The 22,230-nt window shown below is 71.0% G+C and carries 25 protein-coding genes; 13 read left to right on the top strand and 12 right to left on the bottom strand.

The features are described from left to right. Positions 1 to 374: 374 nt before the first annotated feature. Positions 375 to 1,286 carry an alpha/beta fold hydrolase gene (locus ACLJWH_RS18220; RefSeq protein WP_411142777.1) on the top strand — a complete coding sequence of 304 codons (912 nt, stop codon included), beginning with the start codon at positions 375 to 377 and terminating at the stop codon, positions 1,284 to 1,286. A gap of 510 nt (positions 1,287 to 1,796) precedes the next feature. Here the strand turns inward: ACLJWH_RS18220 and ACLJWH_RS18215 are convergent. Together ACLJWH_RS18215 and ACLJWH_RS18210 are read right to left on the bottom strand one after the other, a co-directional pair. After that, positions 1,797 to 2,828, bottom strand: a complete 1,032-nt coding sequence (locus ACLJWH_RS18215; protein WP_411142776.1) for an amidohydrolase family protein — start codon at positions 2,826 to 2,828, stop codon at positions 1,797 to 1,799. A gap of 158 nt (positions 2,829 to 2,986) precedes the next feature. Further along, positions 2,987 to 3,247 carry a hypothetical protein gene (locus ACLJWH_RS18210; protein ID WP_411142775.1) on the bottom strand — a complete coding sequence of 87 codons (261 nt, stop codon included), beginning with the start codon at positions 3,245 to 3,247 and terminating at the stop codon, positions 2,987 to 2,989. Positions 3,248 to 3,340: 93 nt separating this feature from the next. On the opposite strand from ACLJWH_RS18210, the gene ACLJWH_RS18205 reads away from it, so the two are divergent. The 4 genes from ACLJWH_RS18205 to ACLJWH_RS18190 all read left to right on the top strand — a co-directional run bounded on the left by ACLJWH_RS18205 (position 3,341) and on the right by ACLJWH_RS18190 (position 5,299). Continuing rightward, complete coding sequence (locus tag ACLJWH_RS18205) at positions 3,341 to 3,478, top strand: hypothetical protein (RefSeq protein WP_411142774.1); 138 nt, start codon at positions 3,341 to 3,343, stop codon at positions 3,476 to 3,478. A 238-nt stretch (positions 3,479 to 3,716) separates the two neighbouring features. Next, positions 3,717 to 4,028 (top strand): hypothetical protein, encoded by a 312-nt coding sequence (locus ACLJWH_RS18200; RefSeq protein ID WP_411142773.1) that lies wholly within the window; start codon positions 3,717 to 3,719, stop codon positions 4,026 to 4,028. A gap of 702 nt (positions 4,029 to 4,730) precedes the next feature. Next, a complete protein-coding gene (locus ACLJWH_RS18195; protein WP_411142772.1) occupies positions 4,731 to 5,162 on the top strand; it encodes a hypothetical protein in 432 nt (143 codons plus the stop codon). 2 nt (positions 5,163 to 5,164) lie between these two features. Then, positions 5,165 to 5,299 (top strand): hypothetical protein, encoded by a 135-nt coding sequence (locus ACLJWH_RS18190; RefSeq protein WP_411142771.1) that lies wholly within the window; start codon positions 5,165 to 5,167, stop codon positions 5,297 to 5,299. A gap of 117 nt (positions 5,300 to 5,416) precedes the next feature. On the opposite strand, the gene ACLJWH_RS18185 is transcribed toward ACLJWH_RS18190, so the two are convergent. Continuing rightward, entirely contained in the window at positions 5,417 to 6,142 is a 726-nt protein-coding gene (locus ACLJWH_RS18185) for a response regulator transcription factor (RefSeq protein ID WP_411142770.1), read from the bottom strand. Positions 6,143 to 6,437: 295 nt separating this feature from the next. Here ACLJWH_RS18185 and ACLJWH_RS18180 point away from each other — a divergent pair, with 295 nt between their 5' ends. The 3 genes from ACLJWH_RS18180 (at position 6,438) to ACLJWH_RS18170 (ending at position 9,645) form a co-directional block, all read left to right on the top strand. After that, positions 6,438 to 7,358: a M20/M25/M40 family metallo-hydrolase gene (locus ACLJWH_RS18180; protein ID WP_411142769.1), complete on the top strand. Its 921-nt coding sequence runs from the start codon at positions 6,438 to 6,440 to the stop codon at positions 7,356 to 7,358. A 23-nt stretch (positions 7,359 to 7,381) separates the two neighbouring features. Then, positions 7,382 to 8,803 carry a M1 family metallopeptidase gene (locus tag ACLJWH_RS18175; protein ID WP_411142768.1) on the top strand — a complete coding sequence of 474 codons (1,422 nt, stop codon included), beginning with the start codon at positions 7,382 to 7,384 and terminating at the stop codon, positions 8,801 to 8,803. 290 nt (positions 8,804 to 9,093) lie between these two features. After that, positions 9,094 to 9,645 carry a hypothetical protein gene (locus ACLJWH_RS18170; RefSeq protein WP_411142767.1) on the top strand — a complete coding sequence of 184 codons (552 nt, stop codon included), beginning with the start codon at positions 9,094 to 9,096 and terminating at the stop codon, positions 9,643 to 9,645. Between the two features lie 70 nt (positions 9,646 to 9,715). On the opposite strand, the gene ACLJWH_RS18165 is transcribed toward ACLJWH_RS18170, so the two are convergent. Next, a complete protein-coding gene (locus tag ACLJWH_RS18165; RefSeq protein ID WP_411142766.1) occupies positions 9,716 to 9,943 on the bottom strand; it encodes a hypothetical protein in 228 nt (75 codons plus the stop codon). A 117-nt stretch (positions 9,944 to 10,060) separates the two neighbouring features. Here ACLJWH_RS18165 and ACLJWH_RS18160 point away from each other — a divergent pair, with 117 nt between their 5' ends. Beyond that, positions 10,061 to 10,279, top strand: coding sequence for a hypothetical protein (locus ACLJWH_RS18160; RefSeq protein WP_411142765.1), 219 nt, complete (start codon positions 10,061 to 10,063; stop codon positions 10,277 to 10,279). 224 nt (positions 10,280 to 10,503) lie between these two features. Here ACLJWH_RS18160 and ACLJWH_RS18155 read toward each other — a convergent pair whose 3' ends face one another. From ACLJWH_RS18155 to ACLJWH_RS18140, 4 genes are all read right to left on the bottom strand, one after another. Then, on the bottom strand, positions 10,504 to 11,202 hold the full coding sequence (locus ACLJWH_RS18155) for an HAD family hydrolase (RefSeq protein WP_411142764.1): 699 nt from the start codon (positions 11,200 to 11,202) through the stop codon (positions 10,504 to 10,506). A gap of 228 nt (positions 11,203 to 11,430) precedes the next feature. Next, entirely contained in the window at positions 11,431 to 12,366 is a 936-nt protein-coding gene (locus tag ACLJWH_RS18150) for a M56 family metallopeptidase (RefSeq protein ID WP_411142763.1), read from the bottom strand. A 127-nt stretch (positions 12,367 to 12,493) separates the two neighbouring features. Then, on the bottom strand, positions 12,494 to 13,123 hold the full coding sequence (locus ACLJWH_RS18145; protein WP_411142762.1) for a DUF5134 domain-containing protein: 630 nt from the start codon (positions 13,121 to 13,123) through the stop codon (positions 12,494 to 12,496). 247 nt (positions 13,124 to 13,370) lie between these two features. Continuing rightward, positions 13,371 to 13,757, bottom strand: coding sequence for a VOC family protein (locus tag ACLJWH_RS18140; protein ID WP_411142761.1), 387 nt, complete (start codon positions 13,755 to 13,757; stop codon positions 13,371 to 13,373). A gap of 299 nt (positions 13,758 to 14,056) precedes the next feature. On the opposite strand from ACLJWH_RS18140, the gene ACLJWH_RS18135 reads away from it, so the two are divergent. Further along, a complete protein-coding gene (locus ACLJWH_RS18135) occupies positions 14,057 to 14,590 on the top strand; it encodes a GNAT family N-acetyltransferase (protein WP_411142760.1) in 534 nt (177 codons plus the stop codon). Between the two features lie 133 nt (positions 14,591 to 14,723). Here the strand turns inward: ACLJWH_RS18135 and ACLJWH_RS18130 are convergent, their stop codons facing one another. The 4 genes from ACLJWH_RS18130 to ACLJWH_RS18115 all read right to left on the bottom strand — a co-directional run bounded on the left by ACLJWH_RS18130 (position 14,724) and on the right by ACLJWH_RS18115 (position 18,188). Beyond that, positions 14,724 to 15,542 (bottom strand): amino acid ABC transporter ATP-binding protein, encoded by an 819-nt coding sequence (locus ACLJWH_RS18130; RefSeq protein ID WP_411142759.1) that lies wholly within the window; start codon positions 15,540 to 15,542, stop codon positions 14,724 to 14,726. Next, positions 15,539 to 16,447 carry an amino acid ABC transporter permease gene (locus ACLJWH_RS18125; RefSeq protein WP_411142758.1) on the bottom strand — a complete coding sequence of 303 codons (909 nt, stop codon included), beginning with the start codon at positions 16,445 to 16,447 and terminating at the stop codon, positions 15,539 to 15,541. Before ACLJWH_RS18125 ends, ACLJWH_RS18130 begins: the two co-directional genes overlap by 4 nt. Further along, on the bottom strand, positions 16,444 to 17,325 hold the full coding sequence (locus ACLJWH_RS18120; protein WP_411142757.1) for an ABC transporter substrate-binding protein: 882 nt from the start codon (positions 17,323 to 17,325) through the stop codon (positions 16,444 to 16,446). The genes ACLJWH_RS18125 and ACLJWH_RS18120 overlap by 4 nt, the downstream gene beginning before the upstream one ends. 179 nt (positions 17,326 to 17,504) lie before the next feature. Further along, positions 17,505 to 18,188, bottom strand: coding sequence for a glycerophosphodiester phosphodiesterase (locus ACLJWH_RS18115; RefSeq protein ID WP_411142756.1), 684 nt, complete (start codon positions 18,186 to 18,188; stop codon positions 17,505 to 17,507). Between the two features lie 599 nt (positions 18,189 to 18,787). Between ACLJWH_RS18115 and ACLJWH_RS18110 the strand changes: the two genes are divergently transcribed. Genes ACLJWH_RS18110 through ACLJWH_RS18100 form a run of 3 tightly spaced genes read left to right on the top strand, consistent with a single transcriptional unit; the run spans position 18,788 to position 22,070 of the window. Beyond that, positions 18,788 to 20,185, top strand: a complete 1,398-nt coding sequence (locus ACLJWH_RS18110) for a DUF6421 family protein (RefSeq protein ID WP_411142755.1) — start codon at positions 18,788 to 18,790, stop codon at positions 20,183 to 20,185. Between the two features lie 56 nt (positions 20,186 to 20,241). Further along, on the top strand, positions 20,242 to 21,003 hold the full coding sequence (locus ACLJWH_RS18105; protein ID WP_411142754.1) for an SDR family NAD(P)-dependent oxidoreductase: 762 nt from the start codon (positions 20,242 to 20,244) through the stop codon (positions 21,001 to 21,003). After that, positions 20,982 to 22,070 (top strand): threonine aldolase family protein, encoded by a 1,089-nt coding sequence (locus tag ACLJWH_RS18100; protein ID WP_411142753.1) that lies wholly within the window; start codon positions 20,982 to 20,984, stop codon positions 22,068 to 22,070. Before ACLJWH_RS18105 ends, ACLJWH_RS18100 begins: the two co-directional genes overlap by 22 nt. Positions 22,071 to 22,230: the final 160 nt, after the last annotated feature.

Here is a 22,230-nt window from a genome sequence, read left to right as displayed (position 1 = left end):
GTGTTCACGGAACGCGATGGCCGATGGCGCAGAGCTGATGGCGACCTGATCCAGTGAGCGGCTTGCTTCCCGAGGCGAACGGAAGTTCGCACAGTGGCACGGTTTCCAGTACGGAAAGCCCGTCGAGTCAGTGCTCTGCGCACGCACTGAGCGGTCATCGGAATACACACGGCTCACGACGTAGGTTCTGAACACCCATTGACTCTGACGTTCACTGCCATGGCCCACGTTTGTGACCCGGTCAGAGTACGTGGCCGCGCTTGCCGGTGCGGATACCTGAACACTCGGGTGCCGTAGGTCTCGCGGAAAGAGAGAGTCTCATGACAGCATTTCCGGTCCCCGGCTCACGGCGCCGAATACGTCGCATACACATCATGGCAGCTGCGTGCGGCATGGCACTGTGCACGACCGTGGCGGCCCCTGCCGCCGCGGACGGCGGCACGACCACGACCAAACCCACCATCGTGCTGGTGCACGGGGCGTTCGCGGACGCCTCCAGCTGGAACGGGGTCGTCGAACGGCTCGAAGGCCGTGGCTATACCGTCATCGCTCCCGCCAACCCGCTGCGCGGGCTGTACAACGATTCCACCTACATCGCCTCGATCCTGGACAGCATCAAGGGACCGATCGTGCTGGTGGGCCACTCGTACGGCGGCGCCCTGATCAGCTCGGCCGCCGCGGGCAACCCCCGGGTCAAGTCGCTGGTGTACGTATCGGCACTGATGCCCGACGTGGGCGAGAGCGGCATGTCCCTGGCCGCCAGGTTCCCCAGCGAACTCGGCACCGCCACGAAGTCCGTTCCCTACCGGGCCGGCGGCGTCAGCGGCACCGACCTGTACCTCAAGCCCGACAGGCTCCATCAGGTCTTCGCCGCCGACCTGCCGCAGAGCACCACCAGGGTCCTGGCGGTGACCCAGCGGCCCGCGGCGACGACCGCGTTCTCGCAGAAGGCCAAGGTGGCGGCCTGGAAGCACATCCCCTCGTGGTTCCTCGTCGCGAAGCAAGACAAGACCATCAACCCCGACCAGGAACGCTTCGAGGCGAAACGCGCGGGTTCACACACGGTGGAGATCGACTCCTCCCACGTGGCCATGATGGCCCACCCCGAAGCGGTCACCGACCTCGTCCTCCAGGCCGCCGCGGCGGCTGATTCCGCCCGGCCTGCGCTGGCCGCCACCGGTTCCGCACGGGCGGAGACCGAAATCGCCGGCATCGCCGCCGCCTCGTTGATCGCGGGGGCGGGAACAGTCCTCCTGGGCCGCTGCCTGAGGCGCCGCGCGCGCTGACGGCGCTCCGGGACAGCGTCCCTTCCTGTGCCGTGCGGCACCACCCGCATCACCGGCCTCGTCCAGCCGGTCCTCACCCTCCACCCCAACGCCTCAAAGTGAGGTTGAAAAAGGCTCAGTGCGCCGTTGATGTCGGGTACCGGCAGGGACGCGAACACACCGATCCGGTCCGGATGCGCGGCCATGAGCCGGGCGCCGAATTCATTGATCTGCCGGGACAGGGTGCGGGCGGCGGCGTCGTCGCCGTAATGCACTTTATTGGACCAGGAAGGCATCGACACGTCGATGCCTTCCTGGTCCATCATCTGCAGATGGCTTTCGATATCCCAGGCCGGCCAGGCGGGCATGCCCTCCGGATGGTCGCCGGCCCCTGAGCCTTCGCGGCCGCCACATAGAAGTCCGGCATCATGTGCGCATGCACATCGACCAGTCCGGGGCGGTGGCCGTCGGCACCGTTGGCCGACGCGGTAGCACTGGAAGTCACTGTGCTGGAGCTGGTCATCGAATTCCTCACTGTCCCTTCGGATCAGGTGCAACGGGCTGGGCGGCGAGGCGAGGAAACATGCGCCGCGCGTTCTCGGTGGTCAATGTGCGCCAATCCGGTGCGTCCGTCGGCGGTGCGGCGTTGTCGATCGAGATGAGCTGGTCGGCGACACTCCCTGCGGGAGTCCAGCAGTAGTCGCTGCCGTAGAGCACCTTGTCGGTACCGACCAGCCCGGTGAGTACCGGAATCTGGTGAGGGAACGGAGTGCCGGCCATGTCGTACCAGAGCTCGGCGAGCTGTTCGGACACCGGCGGCGGGGGCGGGTTCTCCTTCGCCGGGAACCAGCTGCTGAACATCTCCATACGGTCGGCGAGCAGTGGCAGCACCCCGCCGCCGTGCGTGAAGATCCACCGGATTCCGGAGTATCGGACCAGGGTGCCCGCGAAAATCAGATCGCTGACCGTGCGGGCGGAGTCGAAGATGAACTCGATCATCGGACGGGGGCGGCCGAGGGAAACACTCTCGTAGTTCGGTGGTGAGGTGGGGTGCACGAACACCACCGCGCGGCGCCGGTCGAGCTCGGCCAGCAGCGGCTGCATCCGCGTGTCGCCGAGATACATTCCGTGTGCGTTGGTTTCGATGACGAAACCATCGGCGTGCAGTTCGTCGAGCGCGTACGTCAGCTCGGTCAGGGAGCCGTCGATATCGGGGACCGGCAGTGAGGCGAACAGGCCGAACCGGTCCGGACGGCCGGCCACCAGATCCGCTCCGTACTCGTTGACCTCACGGGCCAGACGCCGGGCGGCGGCATCGTCCCCGAAATGCACGCCGGGAGAGGACACCGACAGCATCGCGATGTCGGTGCCGCTGCGGTCCATGAGATCCAGATGGGCATCGACGCTCCACGTAGGCCAGTCGGGCATGCCGTCCGGATGTGCGATGCCGGCAGCGATCGCCGCCGATTGGTACGCGTCGTTGACGAAGTGCGAATGTACGTCCACCAAACCGTTTCCGGTGGGGTGCTGGGAATTCGACTGTGCTGCATTCGAATCGGCCACGTTGTACTCCTCTGCGTGGGGGTGTCGGTGCGGACCTTTCGGATTGAATTCTCTCGGCGTTGCCGTGGGCGGTCAGGTGCTGGTCCTCGTCGCTCGGCTTCGCGGACTCGCTGCCTCGATCGGCCACCGGGCTCGACCGGACCATCGGTGAATACCCTTCAGCGGAACGCCTGCATCACGCCCAGCGGCATATTCAGCCGGGTCGACCTGCGACACCGCCATCGGCCCTTCAGAGATGACCTGATCATTCTCGGCCACTGAGGTGAAATCCTCCCGTTCTCTGCCGACCGCCTGGACTGGGCGATCTCGGCGGTGCTGCGCGGTCGGACGTGGGTGCTCACCGAGCCGTCGGCCGGGTCGTCGACAGCGGACGGCTCGACGTCCCTCGCGCTCGCCCAGTGGTGGTCGTAGAAGTCCACGATGGCGCTTTTGCCGTGAGGTGGTGGGCCGGTCGGAGCTCAGAGCCCGAGTAGCCGGCGGGCGTGGAGATGGGCGGCAGCCTCGGAGCAGAGTTGTCGGAACTCCTTCACCACCTGTTGCTGGACCGCGCGATCAAGGCCGTCATCGTGGTCGTGGCCCTGGGCGTCCTGGCGCTCGGGATGACGGTGATCTGGCGGAGGGCCGGGCGTGCGAAGAAGCGGCTCGACTGAGCCGACGGCACCAACCGATCCACAGCTATTGATTGTTTCTCACCACACCCTCGCGTTCCTACGTGAGTGGCTCGCAGGTCGGCGGCTCTGAATTCACTTCTTGTGGAGTGATTGCGGAATGTCATGATGCTCAGTCACCTCTGTGTGCTCGCCAGCGGCGATGCCCTCGCCCCGAATCGTGAAAGAATCCGCTGTGACTCACTCCCGCATCCGTCGCCGGTCGACTGCGTTTCCGCTCGTGGCCGTCGTGCTCCTGCTCGGCCTCGCGGGCTGGTACGTGTTCTCGGGCCGAGGTGCGGGGCTGCTGCCGCAGAGCAGCTGGAGGCCGTGGCATGAGAAGCGAGTGGACGACTGGTCGGTGCGGGTGCGGGTCAACTCGTGGGGCGAGGCGGCCGAAGCGTACGTGCACATGGGCAAGGCGGAGGGCTTCACCATCAAGGCATACGGCACGCCGGCCAGTGCCACGACGGTGATGGACGGCACCCGGTTCACTCTGACGCCCGGCGGCGAGGTCACCGGACAGCGGCCGGAGGGGCGCGGCGCGAGGTGACGGCCCCCTCGCCCTGCCCGGAGTGCGATGAACCGGACGCGGGGGCTTGAGCGCGTTCCCCCGGATTTACACGGGCGCGCTACAACACGCTGATCAGCACCGGCTGGCCGATGGGCAAGCGTCCAGGAACGTCGATCCCGCACGGATTTCCGTGCGCGGACACCGGCAAGTCACCCGCTGTGCCGTGCTGGTCGGCCCCGTTCGTCCCCGGCACCCGGCTCGGCGAACCTTTGCGTGCACCGGGAGCAGGTTCAGTGGTGCGGCCTTGATGAGCACCTCGGTTTTCGTATTGTGGCTGGTTGGGGGCGAGCCCTTAGTACTCCAGCAGGATTTCGCTGTCTGACCTGCGAGGTTCGCTGGGCGGCTGGAGTGTAGCGGGCTGTGGAGTCGTCAAGTTCAGCCTCGACGGGACCGACCCGCGAGTTCGAAACGGAAGAGACGAATGATTACTTGCATGCGATGACGGAACCAGCCTGGCCTGCACCCGTCCGATGGCATGCGGCCGTCGCCCTGGGGATCGAAGCATCCCTGGGTTTTGAAGAGGATCAGATGCTGGGCTAGCTCACGACCACAGCAGCGGGCCCAGAGGGACTGGAATGTAATTCTGGGGCCCCATCGACGAATATTCTCGGTGGGGCTCCGGAGGTGCTCGACGGCAACGTCAGGCCCAAGCGGGCCATTCCCACTTCACAGAGGAAAAACATGCACAGCGCAACAAAGAAGATCTTCAGATTGGCTTCTCTGGTGGCCACGACTAGTTTGACGGCAGTCCTGATAGCAGGTTGCGGCACCGGGGAGGCCGTCAAGAGCGAATTCGACAAGCTGGACGCCAAGGAGTTCAAGGTCGTCTACGAGGTGACCGGCACCGGCGTCAAAACGGTGACGTACGAAGAAGGAAACCAGGGGCAGATGTCCTCGGAGACGGCCGAAGACCCGAAGCTGCCCTGGAAGAAGGAATTCACCATGAAGGGCATCGCCACCTCGCCCAACGTCAGCCTGATGCTGGGTGAGAAGGGCGGCAAGGCGGACTGCGTGATCACGATCAACGGCAAGGAGGCCAAGCGCGCCACCGCCACGGGCGAGTTCGGCACGGCCAGTTGCGTGGCCACTTCACCGGCGGGAGAGTCCTCGTAACCATGGCGGCGACCAACGGCGGGCGCACCGCATGCGACCGCATGCGGACCGAACGGGAAGCGGCGGCCTCGCGCGCCCGACTGCGCAAGCGCGGCCTGCTGGTGGGTCATGCCGACTATCGGTGGAAGCGTCAGTGACAACTTCACCAATGCTGTCACCAACTGCCGAGGGAGCAGAGGGAGACCAGGGAGCAGAGGGAGACCAGGGCGGAGAGCGCGAGCGGCCGGACCAGGCGGCTACGGCGCAGCGGGGTGTCACGACGTACCGCGCGGCCCCTCCGCGAGTTTGTAGCCGATGCCGTACACCGTCAGGAGACGGGCGGGGCGGCGCGGATGCGGCTCTATCTTGCGGCGCAGGTTCATCACATGGGTGTCGACGGTGCGGGTGGTGATGTACCGGTCGATGCCGTGCAGTTGCTCCAGCAGCTGGGCGCGGGTGAAGACCCGGCCGGGCTCGGCGGCCAGCACCTCCAGCAGCCGGAATTCGGCGGGCGTGCAGCTCACGTACCGGCCGTCCGCGGTGACCTCATGGCGCAGCGGATCGACGGTGACCGCCCCGGCCGTCAGCGCGGGTGACGGCTCGGCCGACGGCGCGGGCGCCTCCTGCGGGAGCGCGCCGGAGCTGCGGCGCAGCAGGGAGCGGACCCGGGCCATGAGCTCCCGGGGGCTGTAGGGCTTGGTGAGGTAGTCGTCGGCGCCGAGATCGAGGCCGAGCAGGAGGTCCTCCTCGGTGGCACGGGCGGTCAGCATCAGCACCGGCAGGGCCGATTCGGCGCGCAGCGCGCGGCAGACGTCGAGTCCGTCCATGACGGGCATCATCACATCGAGGACCAGCAGCTCGGCCGGACCGCCGCGGGCCGCCTCCAGAGCGGCGCGGCCGTCGTGGACCACGACGACGCGGTGCCCTTCACGCTCCAGATAGCGGCGGATCAGGTCGGCCTGCTTGGGATCGTCCTCGGCCACCACGACATGTGCGCACATGCGGTGATCGTAGGGCGCTCCCCAAGGGCCGTTCCGCGCGGCGTCCGGACCGGGACGGACCGGGGCGGACGGGGACGGCGGCCGACGGGATCCGCCACACACTTCCTGACAGGCGCCCCGTATCCGCCACCTGCCTGCGGGGCCGGGGCCGGAGCAGGGGTCCCGGCCGGCTGGGACCCGTCGTACCCCTACCGCTTCGCGACAGCTTCCTGACAATTCCCTGACACCGATGGGCAAGCGTGGGCGCCGTCCGCCGGGGCGAGCGCCCTGTTCCGCATTGGAAGGTGCCCATGTGATGTCATCCCGTCGACCGCTGCTTCTCGCCGCCCGGATCCTGGGGGTATTCCTCGTCCTGTCCGTGGCCCCCGCCGCCACGGCCACGGCCGCAGGGCATCCGCGACCACCCGCCGCGCCGACCGTCTCGGAGGGCGAGGTGATGCCGCACCTGCGGGCTCTCCAGGAGATCGCCGACCGCAACGGCGGCAACCGTGCGCACGGCACACAGGGGTACGCGGACTCGGTGGCGTATGTGCGGCACGCGCTGGACCGGGCCGGTTTCCGCACCGAGCTCCGCCCCTTCTCGTACGGCGGCGCGGCCGGCTACAGCCTGATCGCCGACTGGCCGGGCGGTGATCCCGACCATGTGCTGTTCACCGGCGCCCACCTGGACAGCGTCAAGGAGGGGCCGGGGATCAACGACAACGGTTCCGGCGCGGCGGCGGTCCTGACCACCGCCCTGCGGGTGGCCGACGCCGGCCTGAAGCCCACGCGGCACCTGCGTTTCGCCTGGTGGGGGGCTGAGGAAGAGGGGCTGGTCGGCTCGGCGGACTATGTCCGGAGCCTCTCCGCCGACGACCGGAAGGCGATCGACGTGTATCTCAACCTCGACCAGGCGGGCAGCAAGAACACCCGGCAGTGGCTCGTGGTGCACGACACGGAGCACGGCGAGAGCGAGGCCCAGCAGGCGTTCGAGGCGTGGTTCGCCGCCCGGGGAATCGCCACGTTCGACATCGGGGTGGGCGGTTCGGACCACGAGTCGTTCGGGAACGCCGGCATCCCGTCGTCCGGCTTCAGCACCGGCATCTCGGACTGCCTCCACGAGGCGTGCGACAACCTCGCCAATGTCGACCCGCAGACGGAGACGACCAGCACCAACGCCCTGCTAGGCGTGGTGTGGCAGCTCGCCGCCACCGCCCCCGCCACCGCCCGTCACTGACCCCCGATCACCAGGAAGCAGAGATGCGCAGACCACTGAGCCGGCGCCGCGGGACCACCGCCGTGCTGACGACCACGACCGCCCTCGCCCTCGCCCTGACGGCCGTCCCCGCCTCGGCCGCGACCGGTATCGGCGACCCGTACTTCCCCGACGACGGCAACTCCGGCTACGACGTGACGCACTACGACGTCCGGATCGCCTACGACCCGGCGCGCACCGACCATCTGGACGGCGACACGACCGTCACCGCCCGAGCCGTCGGCGCGCTGGACCGCTTCACGCTGGACCTGAAGGGCTTCGAGGTCGCCTCGGTCACGGTGAACGGCGCACCGGCGAAGTCGTTCTCGCGGTCCGGGGCCCACAAACTGGCCGTCGTCCCGGCGCACCGGGTGGCCGACGGTGCCACGTTCGCGGTCCGGGTGAAGTACGCCGGCAAGCCCGACGCCGAGGGCTGGCACACCCTGAAGAACGGCGGCGCGGACGTCGCGGGCGAACCGCACTCCGCGACCTCCTGGTACCCCTCCAACGACCATCCGTCCGACAAGGCCACCTTCGCGCTCACCGCGACCGTCCCCGAGGGCTGGACCGCCATCGGCAACGGTCTGCCCGGCCCGACCACCACCGAGGGCGGCAGAACGACCTTCCGCTGGCACGAGGACAAGCCGATGGTGACCTATGCCAGCACGGTCGCCATCGACAAGTTCACCGTCCACCGCACGAAGATGCCCGACGGTACGCCGGTCATCACGGCCTACAGCCCGAGTGCCGTGATCGACGCGGCGGCGGAGGCCCAGCAGGGGGACGTCCTGACCTTCCTGGCCTCGAAGTTCGGCCCGTATCCGTTCTCCTCGGCGGGCGCCATCGTCATCGACGGGACGGTGGACAACGACGGCGCCTCCGCCCTGGAGACGCAGAGCCGGCCCACCTACCACTATGCCCTCTACGACGTTTCGGCGGCGCACGAGATCACCCACCAGTGGTTCGGCGACAGCGTCTCGATCACCGACTGGCGCGACGGCTGCCTCAACGAGTGTTTCGCCCAGTACGCCAACCAGTTGTGGGAGGAGCACAACGGCTCCAAAATCGACACGAGCTTCTACGCCGCCTTGGTCGACGAGAACAAGGACGACCCGTCGTACTGGTCCACGAAGCTCTACGACCCGGGACCGGGGAAGGAACTCGACCCCGCCCTGTACGACAAGGGCTCCCTGATGCTCCACGCGCTGCGGCGCACCGTCGGCGACGACGCGTTCTTCGACACCCTCCGGCGCTGGACCCGTGACCACGCGTACGGCAACGCCTCGTTCCCGCAGTTCGAGGCACTGGCGGCGGAGGTGTCGGGCAAGGACCTCAAGGGCTTCTTCGACGCATGGGCCCACGGGACGACGATCCCCCCGAAGCAGTACCTCTACCCGGGGGGTCTGGCCGCCCTGGGCCACTCGTAGCGCACTGACAGGCCGGGGGCGGGGCCGGGACGGGGCTGATACCGGGCGGGGATCAGCGGGCCCGACCCGGCCCCGGCCCCCGCTCGGGGACGACCGCCGCGAACCGGCCGCCCGACGGGAAGGGCCGGCGGCCCGTCCGGGCGCGGTATCCCCGTCCGGACGTCCGGACGTCCGGACGTCCGGACGAAGCGGCGGTCGTCCGGAACGGGCGGGCGGCAGCGGGGAGCCTGCCCGGCCCCGCCCCGTCCGGAGGGTCGCCGCACCCGGCCCGGAGGAGCATCATCTGCCCCGTGACCGAACAGCGACCGCTCCTCTTCCTCGATGTCGACGGGCCGCTCAACCCGTGGCGGGCCGCCTCCCGCCGCCGTCCCGCCGGCTACCGCGCTCTGCCGATGCGGCCGACGGGCTGGGAGGTGCCCCGCCCGCCGCTGCGGGTGTGGCTCAACCCCGACCACGGTCCGCTGCTGCTGGGCCTCGGCTTCCGGCTCGTCTGGGCGACCAGCTGGAAGGCCGAGGCCAACATCTGGATAGCCCCCGTACTGGGCCTGCCGGAGCTGCCCGCCGTGGACTGGCCGCGGATGCACCATCAGGACCCGGACGGCGTGCACTGGAAGACCCGTCATCTCGTCGGGTCGGCGGCGGGCCGGCCGTTCGCGTGGGTGGACGACGAGATCGGTCCGACGGACCGGGAGTGGATCGCGCACCACCACCGGGGCCGGGCGCTGCTGCACCGCGTCGACCCGGCCAAGGGGCTGCTCCCGGACGACTTCGCGGTGTTACGGGCCTGGGCGGCGGACCGGCCGGACGGCGGACCGGCGGGCGATCGGCGGCCGAGGCCGTAGCGGCCGTCCCGGGTGCGTCCGGCAGACCGGACCTCCGTGAACGTCATCGATTCGGTCGAGGACGGACGGTTCACCGCCGCACGGGCCTTGGCCGCGCGATCGGGCGGACCGCCGCGGGCCGCTGTCCGCCGGCGGGCGCCGAACCGATCCGGCAGGCGAGGGCCGTCGGCGCGGCGACGCTCGCCGCGGCCGGCCTGGTGGGGCAGATCCCGATGGCGGGTGCGGTGGAATCGCTCGACGCCGGGGTGGCGACCGGCATCGGCAGCTGCGAACTCCGCATGAGGACGGTCCTGGCCATGCTGACCGACCGTGTCCGCGACACCCTCGGCCGCCACCTCAACGTGGCCGGCCGGCTCACCCGGCAGGCGTCCGACACCGAACTGCGCCGTATCGGTGACCCGGACAGCGACCGGCGGTGCTCCTCGTGGTGCTCGCCTGCGAACGGCGCCTCCCCCAGGAACAGCTGCGCCGTGACACCGGCGTCGACGCCGGGGAACTCCACGTCCTGCTGACGCCGTTGGACGAACGCGGCCACGTGGTGCTCGGCGCGGACGATGCCACGATCACCGTCGCCGGTGAGCGGCCCATCGCGGCGCTGTGGACCGTACAGGAACGCGTCGAGGGCCGGCTGTAAGCGGGCTTCGGCTTCTCCCCGGCCGGAACGCGGTCAGCCGCGGGATTTCCTGCACCGTATCCAGCACAGCACAGCACAGCACAGCACAGCACAGCACAGCACAGCACAGCACAGCACAGCACAGCACAGCACAGCACAGCACGACGCGACGCGACGCGGTGCGGGGCGGCCGGTACCGGACGGGCGGCCGGCTGACGGGACTTCGGCCGGCGGCGCCGGGGTGCTCACCCCACGAGGTCCAGTACCGGGCGCAGACCGCCCGGACGGCGGTCCACCGGCAGGCGGTCGACCGGCAGATAGCCGCAGCCCAGTGCGGTGGCGCCGCCGTCCGTGGTGCGGTCGTCGCCCACCATCAGGACGGCGGCCGGGGCGAGCCCCAACTCCCGGCAGGCGAGCCGGAAAAGCCTTGGATCGGGTTTCTGTATGCCGTGTTCGCAGGAGAGCACGCAGCTGTCCAGATAGCGGTCGAGGCCGTGGGCGCGCAGCACCGGCCGCAGATCCCAGCCGATGTTGCTCACCACGCCGAGACGGATGCCGCGGCCGTGCAACGCGGCCAGTACCTCCTCGGCGTCGGGGTACGGCACCCAGGCGTCCGCCGTCCGGTGGCGGTCGTAGAGCGCGTCGTACAACTCGGGCCGGGGCAGCGGTACCTGGCGGGCCAGCGCGGTGTACAGCTCGCGGTGGCGGTCGGGCCGGCTGTCGCGGAGCCGCCACAGCCCGGCCAGCTCGGCGGGGATCGCGGCGGGTTCCGGTCCGCCGGGGAGCGCGCCCGCCCGCGCCAGCTCGCCCGCGCGGCGGACGATCTCGGACTCGGCCAGCTCCGTACCGGACGCGGTCAGCACCGCCCGCAGCCAGGACTCCGTGGACTCGATCCGCAGCAGGGTTCCGGAGAAGTCGAAGAGCACGCCCTGGAACGTCGTCATGGGGCCATTCTGTCGCGTTGCGCGGTGTCCGGCCGATGCCGTCGGGGGGCGGCCGGTGCGCGGCCGGTGAGAGAACCGGGCGGCCGGTGGGCGGCCTGTGCGGGGTACGTCGCGTACGGGACCGATGTGTGACGGCCGGTGCCGTACGCCGCCGGCGGTCCCCGGCCGGGCCGGGGCCGTGCGGCTCGCGGCACCGTGTGCCCGTCGCCCCGGGTCCGGGCGGCGCCCCTACGTCAGCGCGCTGAGCCCCGGCACGAACGTGATCAGCAGGGGGACCGCGGGGACCAGCGCCGCGCAGGCCGTCATCCGCAGCCGTCGGCCGGGAGTGAAGCGGTGCGCGGGCGCCAGCAGCCGGTCCACCCGGTGCTGTACCTGGGCGAGTTGGGCCGGTCCCGGGCCGAACACGCCGCGGTCCTCGTTGAGTTCGACCAGGGCCAGGGCGAACGTCAGCCGCCCGAAGCGGCGTGAGGCCGCGTCGTCGGCGGCCAGTTCGACCAGCCGGTGCACCTGGTCGCGGAACGCGGCGAAGACCGGGACCTGCGGGAAACCGGCGGCCAGCGCCGCCGCGCAGTACAGCAGCAGATCGTGCCGGGCCCGTGCGTGTCCCTGCTCATGGGCGATCAGCGCGTCCAGCTGACGACCCTTCAGGCGCCGTAACGCCGAGGTGGTGATGACCAGTTGGGGTGACGAGCTGGGCAGCCACCACACCTCCGGACGGTCGCCCTCCAGGATCACCAGACGGTCCCCGGAGCGCTCCTCGCCGGGCAGCAGGGGGGAGCGGCGGAGGAGGTCCGCGCGGCGCCGGCGCCGCCGGGTGCGGGCGGTGCGCACCTCGCGGGTCAGCGCCACGGCCGTCCACGCGCCGCCGCCCGCCAGGAGGACGGCCAGCGCCCCGGCCCACGGTCCGTACGCCTGGAGTTCGTACGCCTCGACGACCACCCGCGGGGCGGGCCCGAAGAGCTGGCCGCGGACGGCCTCCCAGGCGGCGGCCGCGCTCAGCGACATCGCGAGCGCGCAGCACAGCAGGACACCGGCGACCACGCACTGCCACACCCACAGGGCGAGCACCGGCTCACGGTCGGGCCAGTCGGAGCGGGTCATCAGCCGTGGCGCCATCGCCGCGGCCAGCACGCCGAGAATCATCAGGGCGAGGGGGACCATCATGGCGTCACCCTATGAGCGCCGGAGTACCGGTTGGTACGGCCCCGCGAGGGAAGTGACATAAGCCACTCCCGTCCGAGCCGTCCGCGGCTCAACGGGGCGCGCCCCGCCGCATCGTGAACGTCGCAGCTCAGAGCGTCAGCAGCATCGCGAACATCCCGATGCCCATCGCCACCCGGCAGGCGCCTATCAACTCCGGCCGCGCGGAGCCGATTCCGGCCGACGGGCCGCTCGGCCCCGCGACGTCCGGCGCATCCGCCGGCCCGTCGGCCGTCGCCACCGAGCCGGCCGGTGGTCCCGCGGCCGCCACCGCGCCCGCCGGCGCCAGCCGGAGGCCCGCGGCGACGACGAACACGGCGTAATAGGCGAGCAGCAGCCCGGTCAGCACCGGCACCCCGCCCGGTGCCGCATGGCCGGCGTGCGCGGTGTGTCCGGCGGCGCCGGTGCCCGCGGCCGCCGTCATCGCCAGCGCCATGTAGACCATCGCCGCACAGCCGACCAGGTGGTGCGGATGACGGTGGGCCAGCGCCCACAGACCCGCCGCGCCGAAGACGGCGGCGAACACCCACGGCGACCACGACGGCTGGACCACCACGGACATCGGCAGCGCCATCACCGCCATACCGAGTCCCATCAGCGCCTCGCCGCGGGCCTCCCGCCGCTGCGCGGCGCCGCCCGCACCCACCCGCGACAGGCAGTACGCGCCCGTCGCGGTGCAGAGCACCACCAGCAGCCAGCCCACCCACGGCGGTCCGTGCACGGAGCACCTCCCCACGCGCCCGTCGTACGGACCACGACACCCCGCCGGCCGCGCGGGGCGCCCGTTCCGTACGACGGCAGACTGCCCGCCGCGGACCGGGCACACGGGAGCGCACAGGCGCAACAGGGGGGCACGCACGGCGGGCCGCCAGGCGGCCGGGACGCGGTACCGGCAGGTCGGGGCAGGTCACCCGGTCACGGCGGAGGCCCGGCGGCGCCGGGGGAGTCGCCGCGGCGGCGGGCGGCGGTCAGGGGCGGTGGCGCAGCGGATGGTCCGCGGGGACCTCGGTCAGGACGATCCGGTGGCCGTCGGGGTCGGCGATCCACATCTCGATCAGCCCCCACGGCTCCGTCACCGGCGGCCTCAGCACCTCGACGCCGCGGGCCGACAGCTCCGCGTGCGCCGCGCCCACGTCGGCCACCTGGAGCCACAGCTGGAGCGTGCCGGTGGCGGGCCCGGCGGAGCGCCCGGAGACCTCCAGGAAGCCGCCGCCGAGGAAGTAGACCGTGCCGCGCTCGGGCCCCGTACCGAACTCCCGGTAGATCTCCAGTCCCAGCGCCCCGCCGTAGAACGCCCGTGAACGCTCGGGGTCGGCCGGCCGCACCAGCACCCTGCTGCTCAGTACTTGCACCATGGCACGGACCCTACGCGGCCGTGCCGAGCCCGCCGGGCCGCCGGGGCGGCCGCGCGCCGGGCGGGTCGCCGGCGGCCGGAATCCGATGCCGGAATCCGGTGGCCGGACGGCCCTGACACGGAGGGCCCCGGTCTTGTTAGCCTCCATTCCGGCCATGCGCCACGCCTGGCCATCCGTCCACCGCCACCCGTCACCACCCATCCGTCACCACCCGCCCGACGCCGGTGACAGCTCGCCGGCCGCCCGCCGCCGGCCCTTCGTCCCCTGCCGTCGGCCGCCCCGAGAGGACCCCGCGCACCATGCCCACCAGTCAGCTCACCTTCCGTTCCGCCACCGACGCCGACATCCCCGGGCTCGTCGAGCTCATCGAGTCGGCGTACCGGGGCGACGCCAGCCGCGCCGGCTGGACGACGGAGGCGGACCTGCTGGCGGGTCAGCGCACCGACCCGGACGGCGTCGCCGCGGTGGTCCGCAACGAGACCGGACGGCTGCTGATCGCCGAGCGCGACGGTGAACTGGTCGCCTGCTGCCAGCTCGAACACCGTGGTGACCACGTCTACTTCGGGATGTTCGCGGTGCGCCCCACGCTCCAGGGCGGCGGCCTCGGCAAGGTGATCATGGCCGAGGCGGAGCGGACCGCGCAGGCCGCCTGGGGTGCCCGCGAGATGCGTATGACCGTGATCCGGCAGCGCGCCGAACTGATCGCCTGGTACGAGCGGCGCGGTTACCGGCGCACCGGGCAGCTCACCCCGTTCCCGTACGGCGACGAGCGGTTCGGCATCCCGCAGCGCGCCGACCTGGAGTTCGAGCTGCTGGTCAAGCGGCTGGGCTGAGGGCTGTCCCGTAATACCTGGCGGCCCAGGTATTACGGGACAGCCCTCAGGGGACCGACAGCGGCGTACCAGGGCGTGGCGGCGGCGCCGGGGCCCCGTGGCCCCACCGCCGGCCGCCCCTCCCCGGGGCCCGCTACAGCCGCCCCGCCTGGATGATCCGTTGCAGGAACTGCCGGGTGCGGTCCTGCTGCGGATCGCCGAAGACCTCCTCGGGGGTGCCGCGTTCCAGCACCACCCCGCCGTCCAGGAAACACACCTGGTCCGCGACCTCCCGCGCGAAGCCCATCTCATGGGTGGCGAGCACCATCGTCATGCCCTCCGCCTTGAGATCGCGGACCACGCCCAGCACCTCGCCCACCAGCTCGGGGTCGAGCGCCGCGGTGATCTCGTCCAGCAGGAGCAGCCGTGGCCGGCCGGCCAGCGCGCGGACGATCGCGACCCGCTGCTGCTGACCGCCGCTGAGCCGGTCCGGGTACTCATGGGCCCGCCCGTCGAGCCCCAGTCGCGCCAGCAGCTCGTGCGCCCGCTGTTCGGCCTCGGCCCGCGGTACCCCGTGCACCCGGCGCGGTGCCAGCGTGATGTTGTCCAGGACGGTCAGGTGCGGGAAGAGGTTGTACGCCTGGAAGACGACGCCGATCCGGCGGCGTACCGCGTCCGGGTCCGCCCGCGGATCGGTGATCTCCGCGCCGTCCAGGAAGATCGCGCCGTCGTCGATCTCCTCCAGCAGGTTCGCACAGCGCAGCAGCGTGGACTTGCCCGAGCCCGAGGTGCCGATCAGCGCGGTGACGGTGTGCGGCGCGACCGTCAGGTCCACGTCCCGCAGGACGACCGTGCCGCGCCCGTAGGTCTTGCGGACCGACTCCAGCCGCAGCACCGGGCCGCCGGACGGCCCGTCGGCGACCGGGTCCGCCCCGGCCGCCTCGTGGGGGACGACGTCCTTCGGGGTGCTCATACGGTGCCTCCCTGGGCGCGCCTGCGGTCCATCCGGGCCGTGACCCAGTCCGTGAACCGCGTCATCGGGATCGTCAGCGCGACGAAGACGAGCCCGGCGACGACGTACGGCGTGTAGTTGAAGTCCTTGCCGGCGATGATCTGCGCGGCGTAGACGGCGTCCACCGCGCCCGCGATGGAGACCAGCCCGGTGTCCTTCTGGAGCGACACCAGGTCGTTCAGCAGCGCCGGCACCACCCGCCGCACGGCCTGCGGCAGTACGACGAAGCGCAGCGTCTGGCCGCTGGAGAGCCCCAGCGACCGGGCGGCGGCCCGCTGGCTGGGGTGGACGGACTCGATACCGGCCCGGAAGACCTCGGCCACGTACGCCGAGTAGGTGAGCACCAGCGCGGAGCCGCCGAGCACCACCGGATCGGTCGTCACGCCTTGCAGCCGCAGCGCCGGGACACCGAAGACCACCATCAGCAGGCAGATGATCAGCGGCAGTCCGCGGAAGAAGTCGGTGTACGCGGTGGCCAGCGCGCGCAGCGGGAAGAACACCGGGCCGCGCAGCGTCCGGGCCACCGCCAGCAGCATCCCGATCACCAGCACCGCCGCCCCGCACACCACCAGCAGCCGCAGGTTCAGCAGCAGCCCCTCCAGCACCTTGGGCAGCGCCTGGCGGGCGTACTCCGCGCTGAAGAACGTCTCGCGGGTGCGCTGCCAGCCGGGGGAGCCGGTGATGACGAAGTACAGGACGACGGCGGTGACGAGGGTGGAGAGCGCCGCGACAGCCGTGGCGCGGCGCGTCCTGGTGCGGTGGAAGCGCTCCCGCTCGATCCGCCGCCGCGAGGGCACATACCCGTCCCCGTCCGGCCGCCGCTCGTGGTCCTGTTCCTCCTGCACCGGTCCGCTGTGGAGCGTCATGAGAGCACCGGTACGGCCACGGCGTCGGTCAGCCACTTCTTCTCCAGCGCGGCGAGCGTGCCGTTCTTGCGCAGCGCGTCCACCGCGGCCGTCACACAGCCGGTGAGCCGGCTCTCCTTGTCCAGGACCAGCCCGAACTGTTCCTTCGCGGGTCCCGTGGCCGGGAACTGCCCGACCACCTTGGCGTCCTTCACCTCGGACGAGGTGATGTAGAAGGCCGTCGGCAGGTCGATGACGATCGCGTCGACCTGGCCGTTCTTCAGCGCGGACTTGGCGTAGTCGTTCTTCTGGAAGACGGCGGGCCGCTGGGTGGGCCGGATGGTGTCGTTGATGACGTCGAGGCTGGTGGTACCGACCTGCGCACCGAGCCTGACGTCCCGGAGCGCGGCGATGCTCTTGGCCCCTGCGGCCTTGGAGCCCTTGAGCGCGACGATCGCCTGGCGGACGTCGTAGTAGCCGGCGGAGAAGGCGACGGCCTGCTGCCGCGCGGCGCTGATGGAGATCTGGTTGAGGTCGAAGTCGAACTTCTTCGCACCGGGCGCGAACGCGTTGTTGAACGGTACGGTCTGCCAGGCCACCGCCCCCTTGGCGTACCCCAGTTGCCCGGCCACGGCGTAGGCGACCGCTGACTCGAAGCCCTTGCCGCTCGCCGGGTCGTCGTCGGCGAACCACGGTGCGTACGCGGGTTTGTCGGTGCCCACCGTCAGCTTTCCGGCGGCGACGGTGGGCAGTTTGCCGGGCTCGCAGCTCTCCTTTCCCGGTCCGGGGGTGCGCGCACCACCGGGGGACGCGTCCTGCGGGGCGCAGCCGACGGCCGCGGCGAGCAGTAAGGCCGCGGCGCAACTGGTGAGGCGTATGGGGCGATTGACGAGGCGCATGGCGGGAGAGTGGCAGCGCACCGGCCCGTCTGTCGAGATCACCGGAGAAATCGTCCGCATACTGGGAAGACGTTGCACGCCTGTGAACGACGGGTTTCCGCGCATGCCGGACCGGCCGGAACCGCCGCGCCCGTCGGGCCTTTCGGGTCCGTGCCGGGCGGCACGACCGCCCGCCCGGCTCACGCCGTGAAGCGCACCGCCCGCCGGATCTCGGGCTGGTCGGTGACCACACCGTCCAGCCCCAGCCCGCGCGCGAGCCGGAGGTGATCGTGGGTGTTGACCGTCCAGCCCAGGACCGTCAGCTGCGCGGTGTGCGCGCGCTCGACCAGTTCGAGGGTGAGCCGGCGGATGTTCAGCGACAGCCGGCGCGCGCCGACGGCCCGCGCGCGGTCGACCACCTCCGCGCCGTAGCGGCTGGCGACCAGGGCGGTGCGCACACCGGGCAGCAGGGCGCGGATGGCCGCCAGCGCCTCGTCGTGGAAGGAGATCACCTCGATGCGGCCGGTCAGATCGCGCGACCGCATGACCTCCGCGAGCGCGCGTGCGGCCGCCACATCCTTGATCTCGGCCTGCAACGGCGCGCCGACCGCGTCCAGCACCTCCTCGAAGACGGGGATCCGCTCACCCCGCCCGGCGTCCAGTTCGCGCAGCTCGGCGAGGGTGCGCTCGACGACGGACCCGCTGCCGTCGGTGGTGCGGTCCACTTCCGCGTCGTGCATCACCACGAGCGCGCCGTCCTTGCTCAGATGCAGATCCAGCTCGATGACGTCGAGCCCCTCGCGTTCGGCGCGCACGAAGGACCGCAGGGTGTTCTCCGGCTCCACGCCCATGACCCCGCGGTGTCCGATGGTGAGAAAGGACAAGGCTGCCTCGCTTCTGTCGGCTCGGTGCAACTGTCGGTGGGGGAATGTGCCGGCCGCCGACCGGAAACTGTCGACTGTCGACAACGCTCCACGAAACGGCGCACAGCCTAACGGGCCCGTACCGCGGTGGACCGGTAGCCGGACAGGACCGTGGCGTGCCCTGTACCGATACCCGCGGGGCCCGTTGCCAGACCCTCGGGAGGCCCTCCCGGCGAGGACGGCGGCGGACGTTCACCCGGTCGGCCGCCCGGGGCGGCGCGGTGCCGAAGGTGCCGCGGGCGCCCGTCCGGCGCAGCTGCCGGCGGACCGGCTCACCCGCGCGTGGGCGCGTCCTCCCCGCGCTGACGCCGGTCGCCGCGCGCCGGTCCGGGGGCGCCCGGTGCCGCCTCCGCGCTTCCTCCGGCACCCTCCGGCCCGCCGGAGGAAGCGCGGAGAGCCCCCGCCCTACGGGCAGAAAATGTCGCTGAAACCTCCGAGTGCGGGAAAAATAGGCGTGGTCATGGGTCTGTACAGAATAATTTTCAACAGTTCCCCTTGAAGCGGGAGAACCTCGCTGGATACCGTGTTCTCACCAGACGATCTACCGCCGGAGGGCAGTCATGACGGAAATCCTTTCGCCTGTGGGTGTCCCGGAGGGCACCGTGACCGCGGCCCGCGTGGTCGAGCACCCCGCATGGCCGGTGCTCAAGGACGCGGTCGAGACCATCCGCCCCTGGCAGGCCAAGGACGGCTCGGTGGACCTCCTGGCGGAGGACGCGCCCAGCGCCGCCACCGTCCGCCACGAGGTCGACCGCGCCATAGCCGCCATCGAAGAGCTCGCACCCTTGCTGCCGCACAACGCCGCCTATCACCAGGCGCTCGCCGCCGATCTGCGCCGCTGGGCCGAGAACGGCTTCGGCGTACCGGACTTCCTCGACTCGCTGCTCGCCTTCCAGCCCGCCCAGCAGCGCGCCGACGGCCTTCAGCACCTCGTCGTCTTCCCGATGTACACCCAGAACGGCAACCCGAACCGCAACTTCGAGGCCGTCGTGCTGCGCATGGTCTGGCCCGACTGGCTCGCCGAACTGGAGCGCACGCGCTACGACAACGCCCTGTTCTGCGGCATCACCTTCGAGGACTTCACGGCCGGCTACGACACCAACTCCGCGGTGCTCTTCCCGGAGACCATCGCCGTGCGCGAGGCCCCCGAGCGGTTCACCTGGGGCGGCATCTTCTGCGACCGCGAGGCCGCCCGCTTCCGCCGGGTCAGCGAGGCCGCCGTCGCCACGCTCGGCATCGAGCTCCCGCCGGACATCCGCGACATGCTCGCCGACCAGGACCGCTGCCAGCAGGCGTTCGTCCTCTGGGACATGGTCCACGACCGCACGCACAGCCACGGCGACTTGCCGTTCGACCCGTTCATGATCAAGCAGCGCCAGCCGTTCTGGATGTACGGCCTGGAGGAACTGCGCTGTGACCTCACCGCCTTCAAGGAGGCCGTGAAGCTGGAGGCCGAGGGCTTCCCCCAGGCCCGGGACGTGCAGTACGCGGTGATCTTCGACCGGATGTTCCGCTTCCCGGTCACCGGCGACCGGGTGCGCAACTACGACGGCCTCGGCGGCCAGCTCCTCTTCGCGTACCTCCACCAGCACGACGTCGTACGCTGGACGGACAACACACTGCACATCGACTGGGAGCGGGCGCCCAAGGTCACCAACCAGCTGTGCGGCGAGATCGAAAAGCTCTACCGCGACGGCATCGACCGGCCCAAGCTGGTCCACTGGTTCGCCGCGTACGACCTCGTCTCGACCTACCTCGCACCGCACCCGGGCTCCGTCTGGGCCAAGGGACCGGATGCCCTGAACCTGGACCAGCCGCCGCGCAAACTCGTGGACGACGTCCTTCCGGACGAGTTCCCGCTGAGCATGTTCTACGAGGCGCTCGCCAAGAAGCTGCGCGAGGTGATCGCCTCCACCAAGGGCATCACGGCCGGCAGCGACGTACTGGCGGCGGCGTGAAGGCCGTCCGGGACGCCGGAAAGCCGGCCGTCCAGGAGCATGAGGAGGCGACGGAGATGACCACTTCGACGGGCGGCCAGGGGCCGCTGGAAGGTGCCGTCGTCGCGGTGGCCGGGGCGGCCGGGCCGGCGGGCCGGGCCACCCTGCTGCGGCTGGCCGAGGCCGGTGCGGTGGTCGTCGCCGCGGACGCGAACGCCGCCCGTCTGGCGGAGGCCGTGGACGCGGCGCGCTACGCCCACGGCGGCGCCACGGTCACCGGCGACACGGTGGACCTCCTCGATCTGGAGCACACCCGCGACTGGGCGGACCGCACGGAGAAGGAGTTCGGGCGGATCGACGGTCTGGTCCACCTCGTCGGCGGCTGGCGCGGCTCGGCGAGCTTCGCCGAAACCGACCTGGACGACTGGGAACTCCTCCACAAGCTGCTGGTGCGCACCGTCCAGCACACCTCCCTGGCCTTCCACGCCGCGCTCGAACGGGGCGGCAACGGCCGCTATCTGCTCACCAGCGCGGCCGGCGCCAGCAAGCCGACCGCCGGCAACGCCGCCTACGCCGCCTCCAAGGCGGCGGCCGAAGCCTGGACGCTGGCGCTGGCGGACGCGTTCCGCAAGTCGGGGGGCCCGGACGGCCCGCGCGCCGCGGCTGCGATCCTGATCGTGAAGGCGCTCGTCAACGACCAGATGCGCGCCGAACGACCGAACGCAAAGTTCGCGGGCTTCACGGACGTCACGGAGCTGGCCGAGGCCATCGCCGGGGTCTGGAACAGGCCCGCCCATGAAGTGAATGGACAGCGTCTGTGGCTGACCCCCGAGCCGTGACCGGAAAGAAGACCGACGCCCGGCAGCACCACGACACCCAGGTACGCGGTTTCGCCAGCGACAACTACGCCGGTGCGCACCCGGAGATCCTCGCCGCGCTCGCCCTCGCCAACGGCGGCCACCAGGTCGCCTACGGCGAGGACGACTACACCGCACATCTCCAGCGGATCATCCGCAGCCACTTCGGGCAGAGCGCGGAAGCGTTCCCGGTCTTCAACGGCACCGGTGCCAATGTCGTCGCCCTCCAGGCGGTGACCGACCGCTGGGGCGCGGTGATCGCCGCCGACACCGCGCACATCCACGTCGACGAGTGCGGCGCCCCCGAGCGGGTCGGCGGGCTGAAGCTGCTGACCGTACCGACCGAGGACGGCAAGCTCACCCCGGAGTTGATCGACCGCGAGGCGTACGGCTGGGACGACGAGCACCGCGCCATGCCCCAGGTCGTCTCGATCACCCAGAGCACCGAGCTGGGCACCGTCTACACCCCCGACGAGGTCCGGGCGATCTGCGAACACGCCCATGAGCGCGGGATGCTGGTGCACCTCGACGGCGCGCGGATAGCCAACGCCGCCGCATCGCTCGACGTCCCGATGCGGGCCTTCACCAACGCCGTGGGCGTGGACATCCTCTCCTACGGCGGCACGAAGAACGGCGCGGTCTTCGGGGAGGCGGTGGTCGTCCTCAACTCCGACGCGGTGCGCGCGATGAAGCATCTGCGCAAGCTGTCCATGCAGCTGGCCTCCAAGATGCGCTTCGTCTCGGTGCAGCTGGAGGCGCTGCTCGCCCGCGACCTGTGGCTGCGCAACGCCCGCCACGCCAACACCATGGCGCAGCGGCTGGCGGCCGGCGTACGGGGGATCGACGGCGTGGAGATCCTCCACCCGGTGCAGTCCAACGCGGTGTTCGCGCGGCTGCCGCACGACGTCAGCGAACGGCTCCAGAAGCGCTACCGCTTCTACTTCTGGGACGAGCGGGCCGGCGATGTGCGCTGGATGTGCTCGTTCGACACGACGACGGAGGACGTCGACGGATTCGTCGACGCGCTCCGGGAGGAGATCAGCCGCTGAGGCGGGGCGTCGAAGCAGTGCCCGCCCCACCCCTGTCGTACCGCGATGCGCCCGACCGACGTGCCCTCGGCACGCGCCGGGCGCATCGCTGTGAGCTGTGGCGAGTCCAGTGAAGTGGACCTTCCGGTGTAGTTTGCTGAACCACGCCGGGTCGTGCTGC

Source organism: Streptomyces sp. x-80, assembly GCF_046549095.1.
Taxonomy (GTDB): Bacteria; Actinomycetota; Actinomycetes; order Streptomycetales; family Streptomycetaceae; genus Streptomyces; species Streptomyces celluloflavus.
This window is presented reverse-complemented; position numbering and strand designations above follow the sequence as displayed.

Excerpts from the sequence above, each read along its gene's own strand:
- ACLJWH_RS18220 (WP_411142777.1), top strand. The coding sequence starts at position 375 with ATGGCAGCTGCGTGCGGCATGGCACTGTGCACGACCGTGGCGGCCCCT.
- ACLJWH_RS18195 (WP_411142772.1), top strand. The coding sequence starts at position 4,731 with ATGCACAGCGCAACAAAGAAGATCTTCAGATTGGCTTCTCTGGTGGCC.
- ACLJWH_RS18190 (WP_411142771.1), top strand. The coding sequence starts at position 5,165 with ATGGCGGCGACCAACGGCGGGCGCACCGCATGCGACCGCATGCGGACC.
- ACLJWH_RS18185 (WP_411142770.1), bottom strand. The coding sequence starts at position 6,142 with ATGTGCGCACATGTCGTGGTGGCCGAGGACGATCCCAAGCAGGCCGAC.
- ACLJWH_RS18180 (WP_411142769.1), top strand. The coding sequence starts at position 6,438 with ATGTCATCCCGTCGACCGCTGCTTCTCGCCGCCCGGATCCTGGGGGTA.
- ACLJWH_RS18175 (WP_411142768.1), top strand. The coding sequence starts at position 7,382 with ATGCGCAGACCACTGAGCCGGCGCCGCGGGACCACCGCCGTGCTGACG.
- ACLJWH_RS18165 (WP_411142766.1), bottom strand. The coding sequence starts at position 9,943 with ATGGCCAGGACCGTCCTCATGCGGAGTTCGCAGCTGCCGATGCCGGTC.
- ACLJWH_RS18155 (WP_411142764.1), bottom strand. The coding sequence starts at position 11,202 with ATGACGACGTTCCAGGGCGTGCTCTTCGACTTCTCCGGAACCCTGCTG.
- ACLJWH_RS18150 (WP_411142763.1), bottom strand. The coding sequence starts at position 12,366 with ATGATGGTCCCCCTCGCCCTGATGATTCTCGGCGTGCTGGCCGCGGCG.
- ACLJWH_RS18140 (WP_411142761.1), bottom strand. The coding sequence starts at position 13,757 with ATGGTGCAAGTACTGAGCAGCAGGGTGCTGGTGCGGCCGGCCGACCCC.
- ACLJWH_RS18135 (WP_411142760.1), top strand. The coding sequence starts at position 14,057 with ATGCCCACCAGTCAGCTCACCTTCCGTTCCGCCACCGACGCCGACATC.
- ACLJWH_RS18130 (WP_411142759.1), bottom strand. The coding sequence starts at position 15,542 with ATGAGCACCCCGAAGGACGTCGTCCCCCACGAGGCGGCCGGGGCGGAC.
- ACLJWH_RS18125 (WP_411142758.1), bottom strand. The coding sequence starts at position 16,447 with ATGACGCTCCACAGCGGACCGGTGCAGGAGGAACAGGACCACGAGCGG.
- ACLJWH_RS18120 (WP_411142757.1), bottom strand. The coding sequence starts at position 17,325 with ATGCGCCTCGTCAATCGCCCCATACGCCTCACCAGTTGCGCCGCGGCC.
- ACLJWH_RS18110 (WP_411142755.1), top strand. The coding sequence starts at position 18,788 with ATGACGGAAATCCTTTCGCCTGTGGGTGTCCCGGAGGGCACCGTGACC.
- ACLJWH_RS18105 (WP_411142754.1), top strand. The coding sequence starts at position 20,242 with ATGACCACTTCGACGGGCGGCCAGGGGCCGCTGGAAGGTGCCGTCGTC.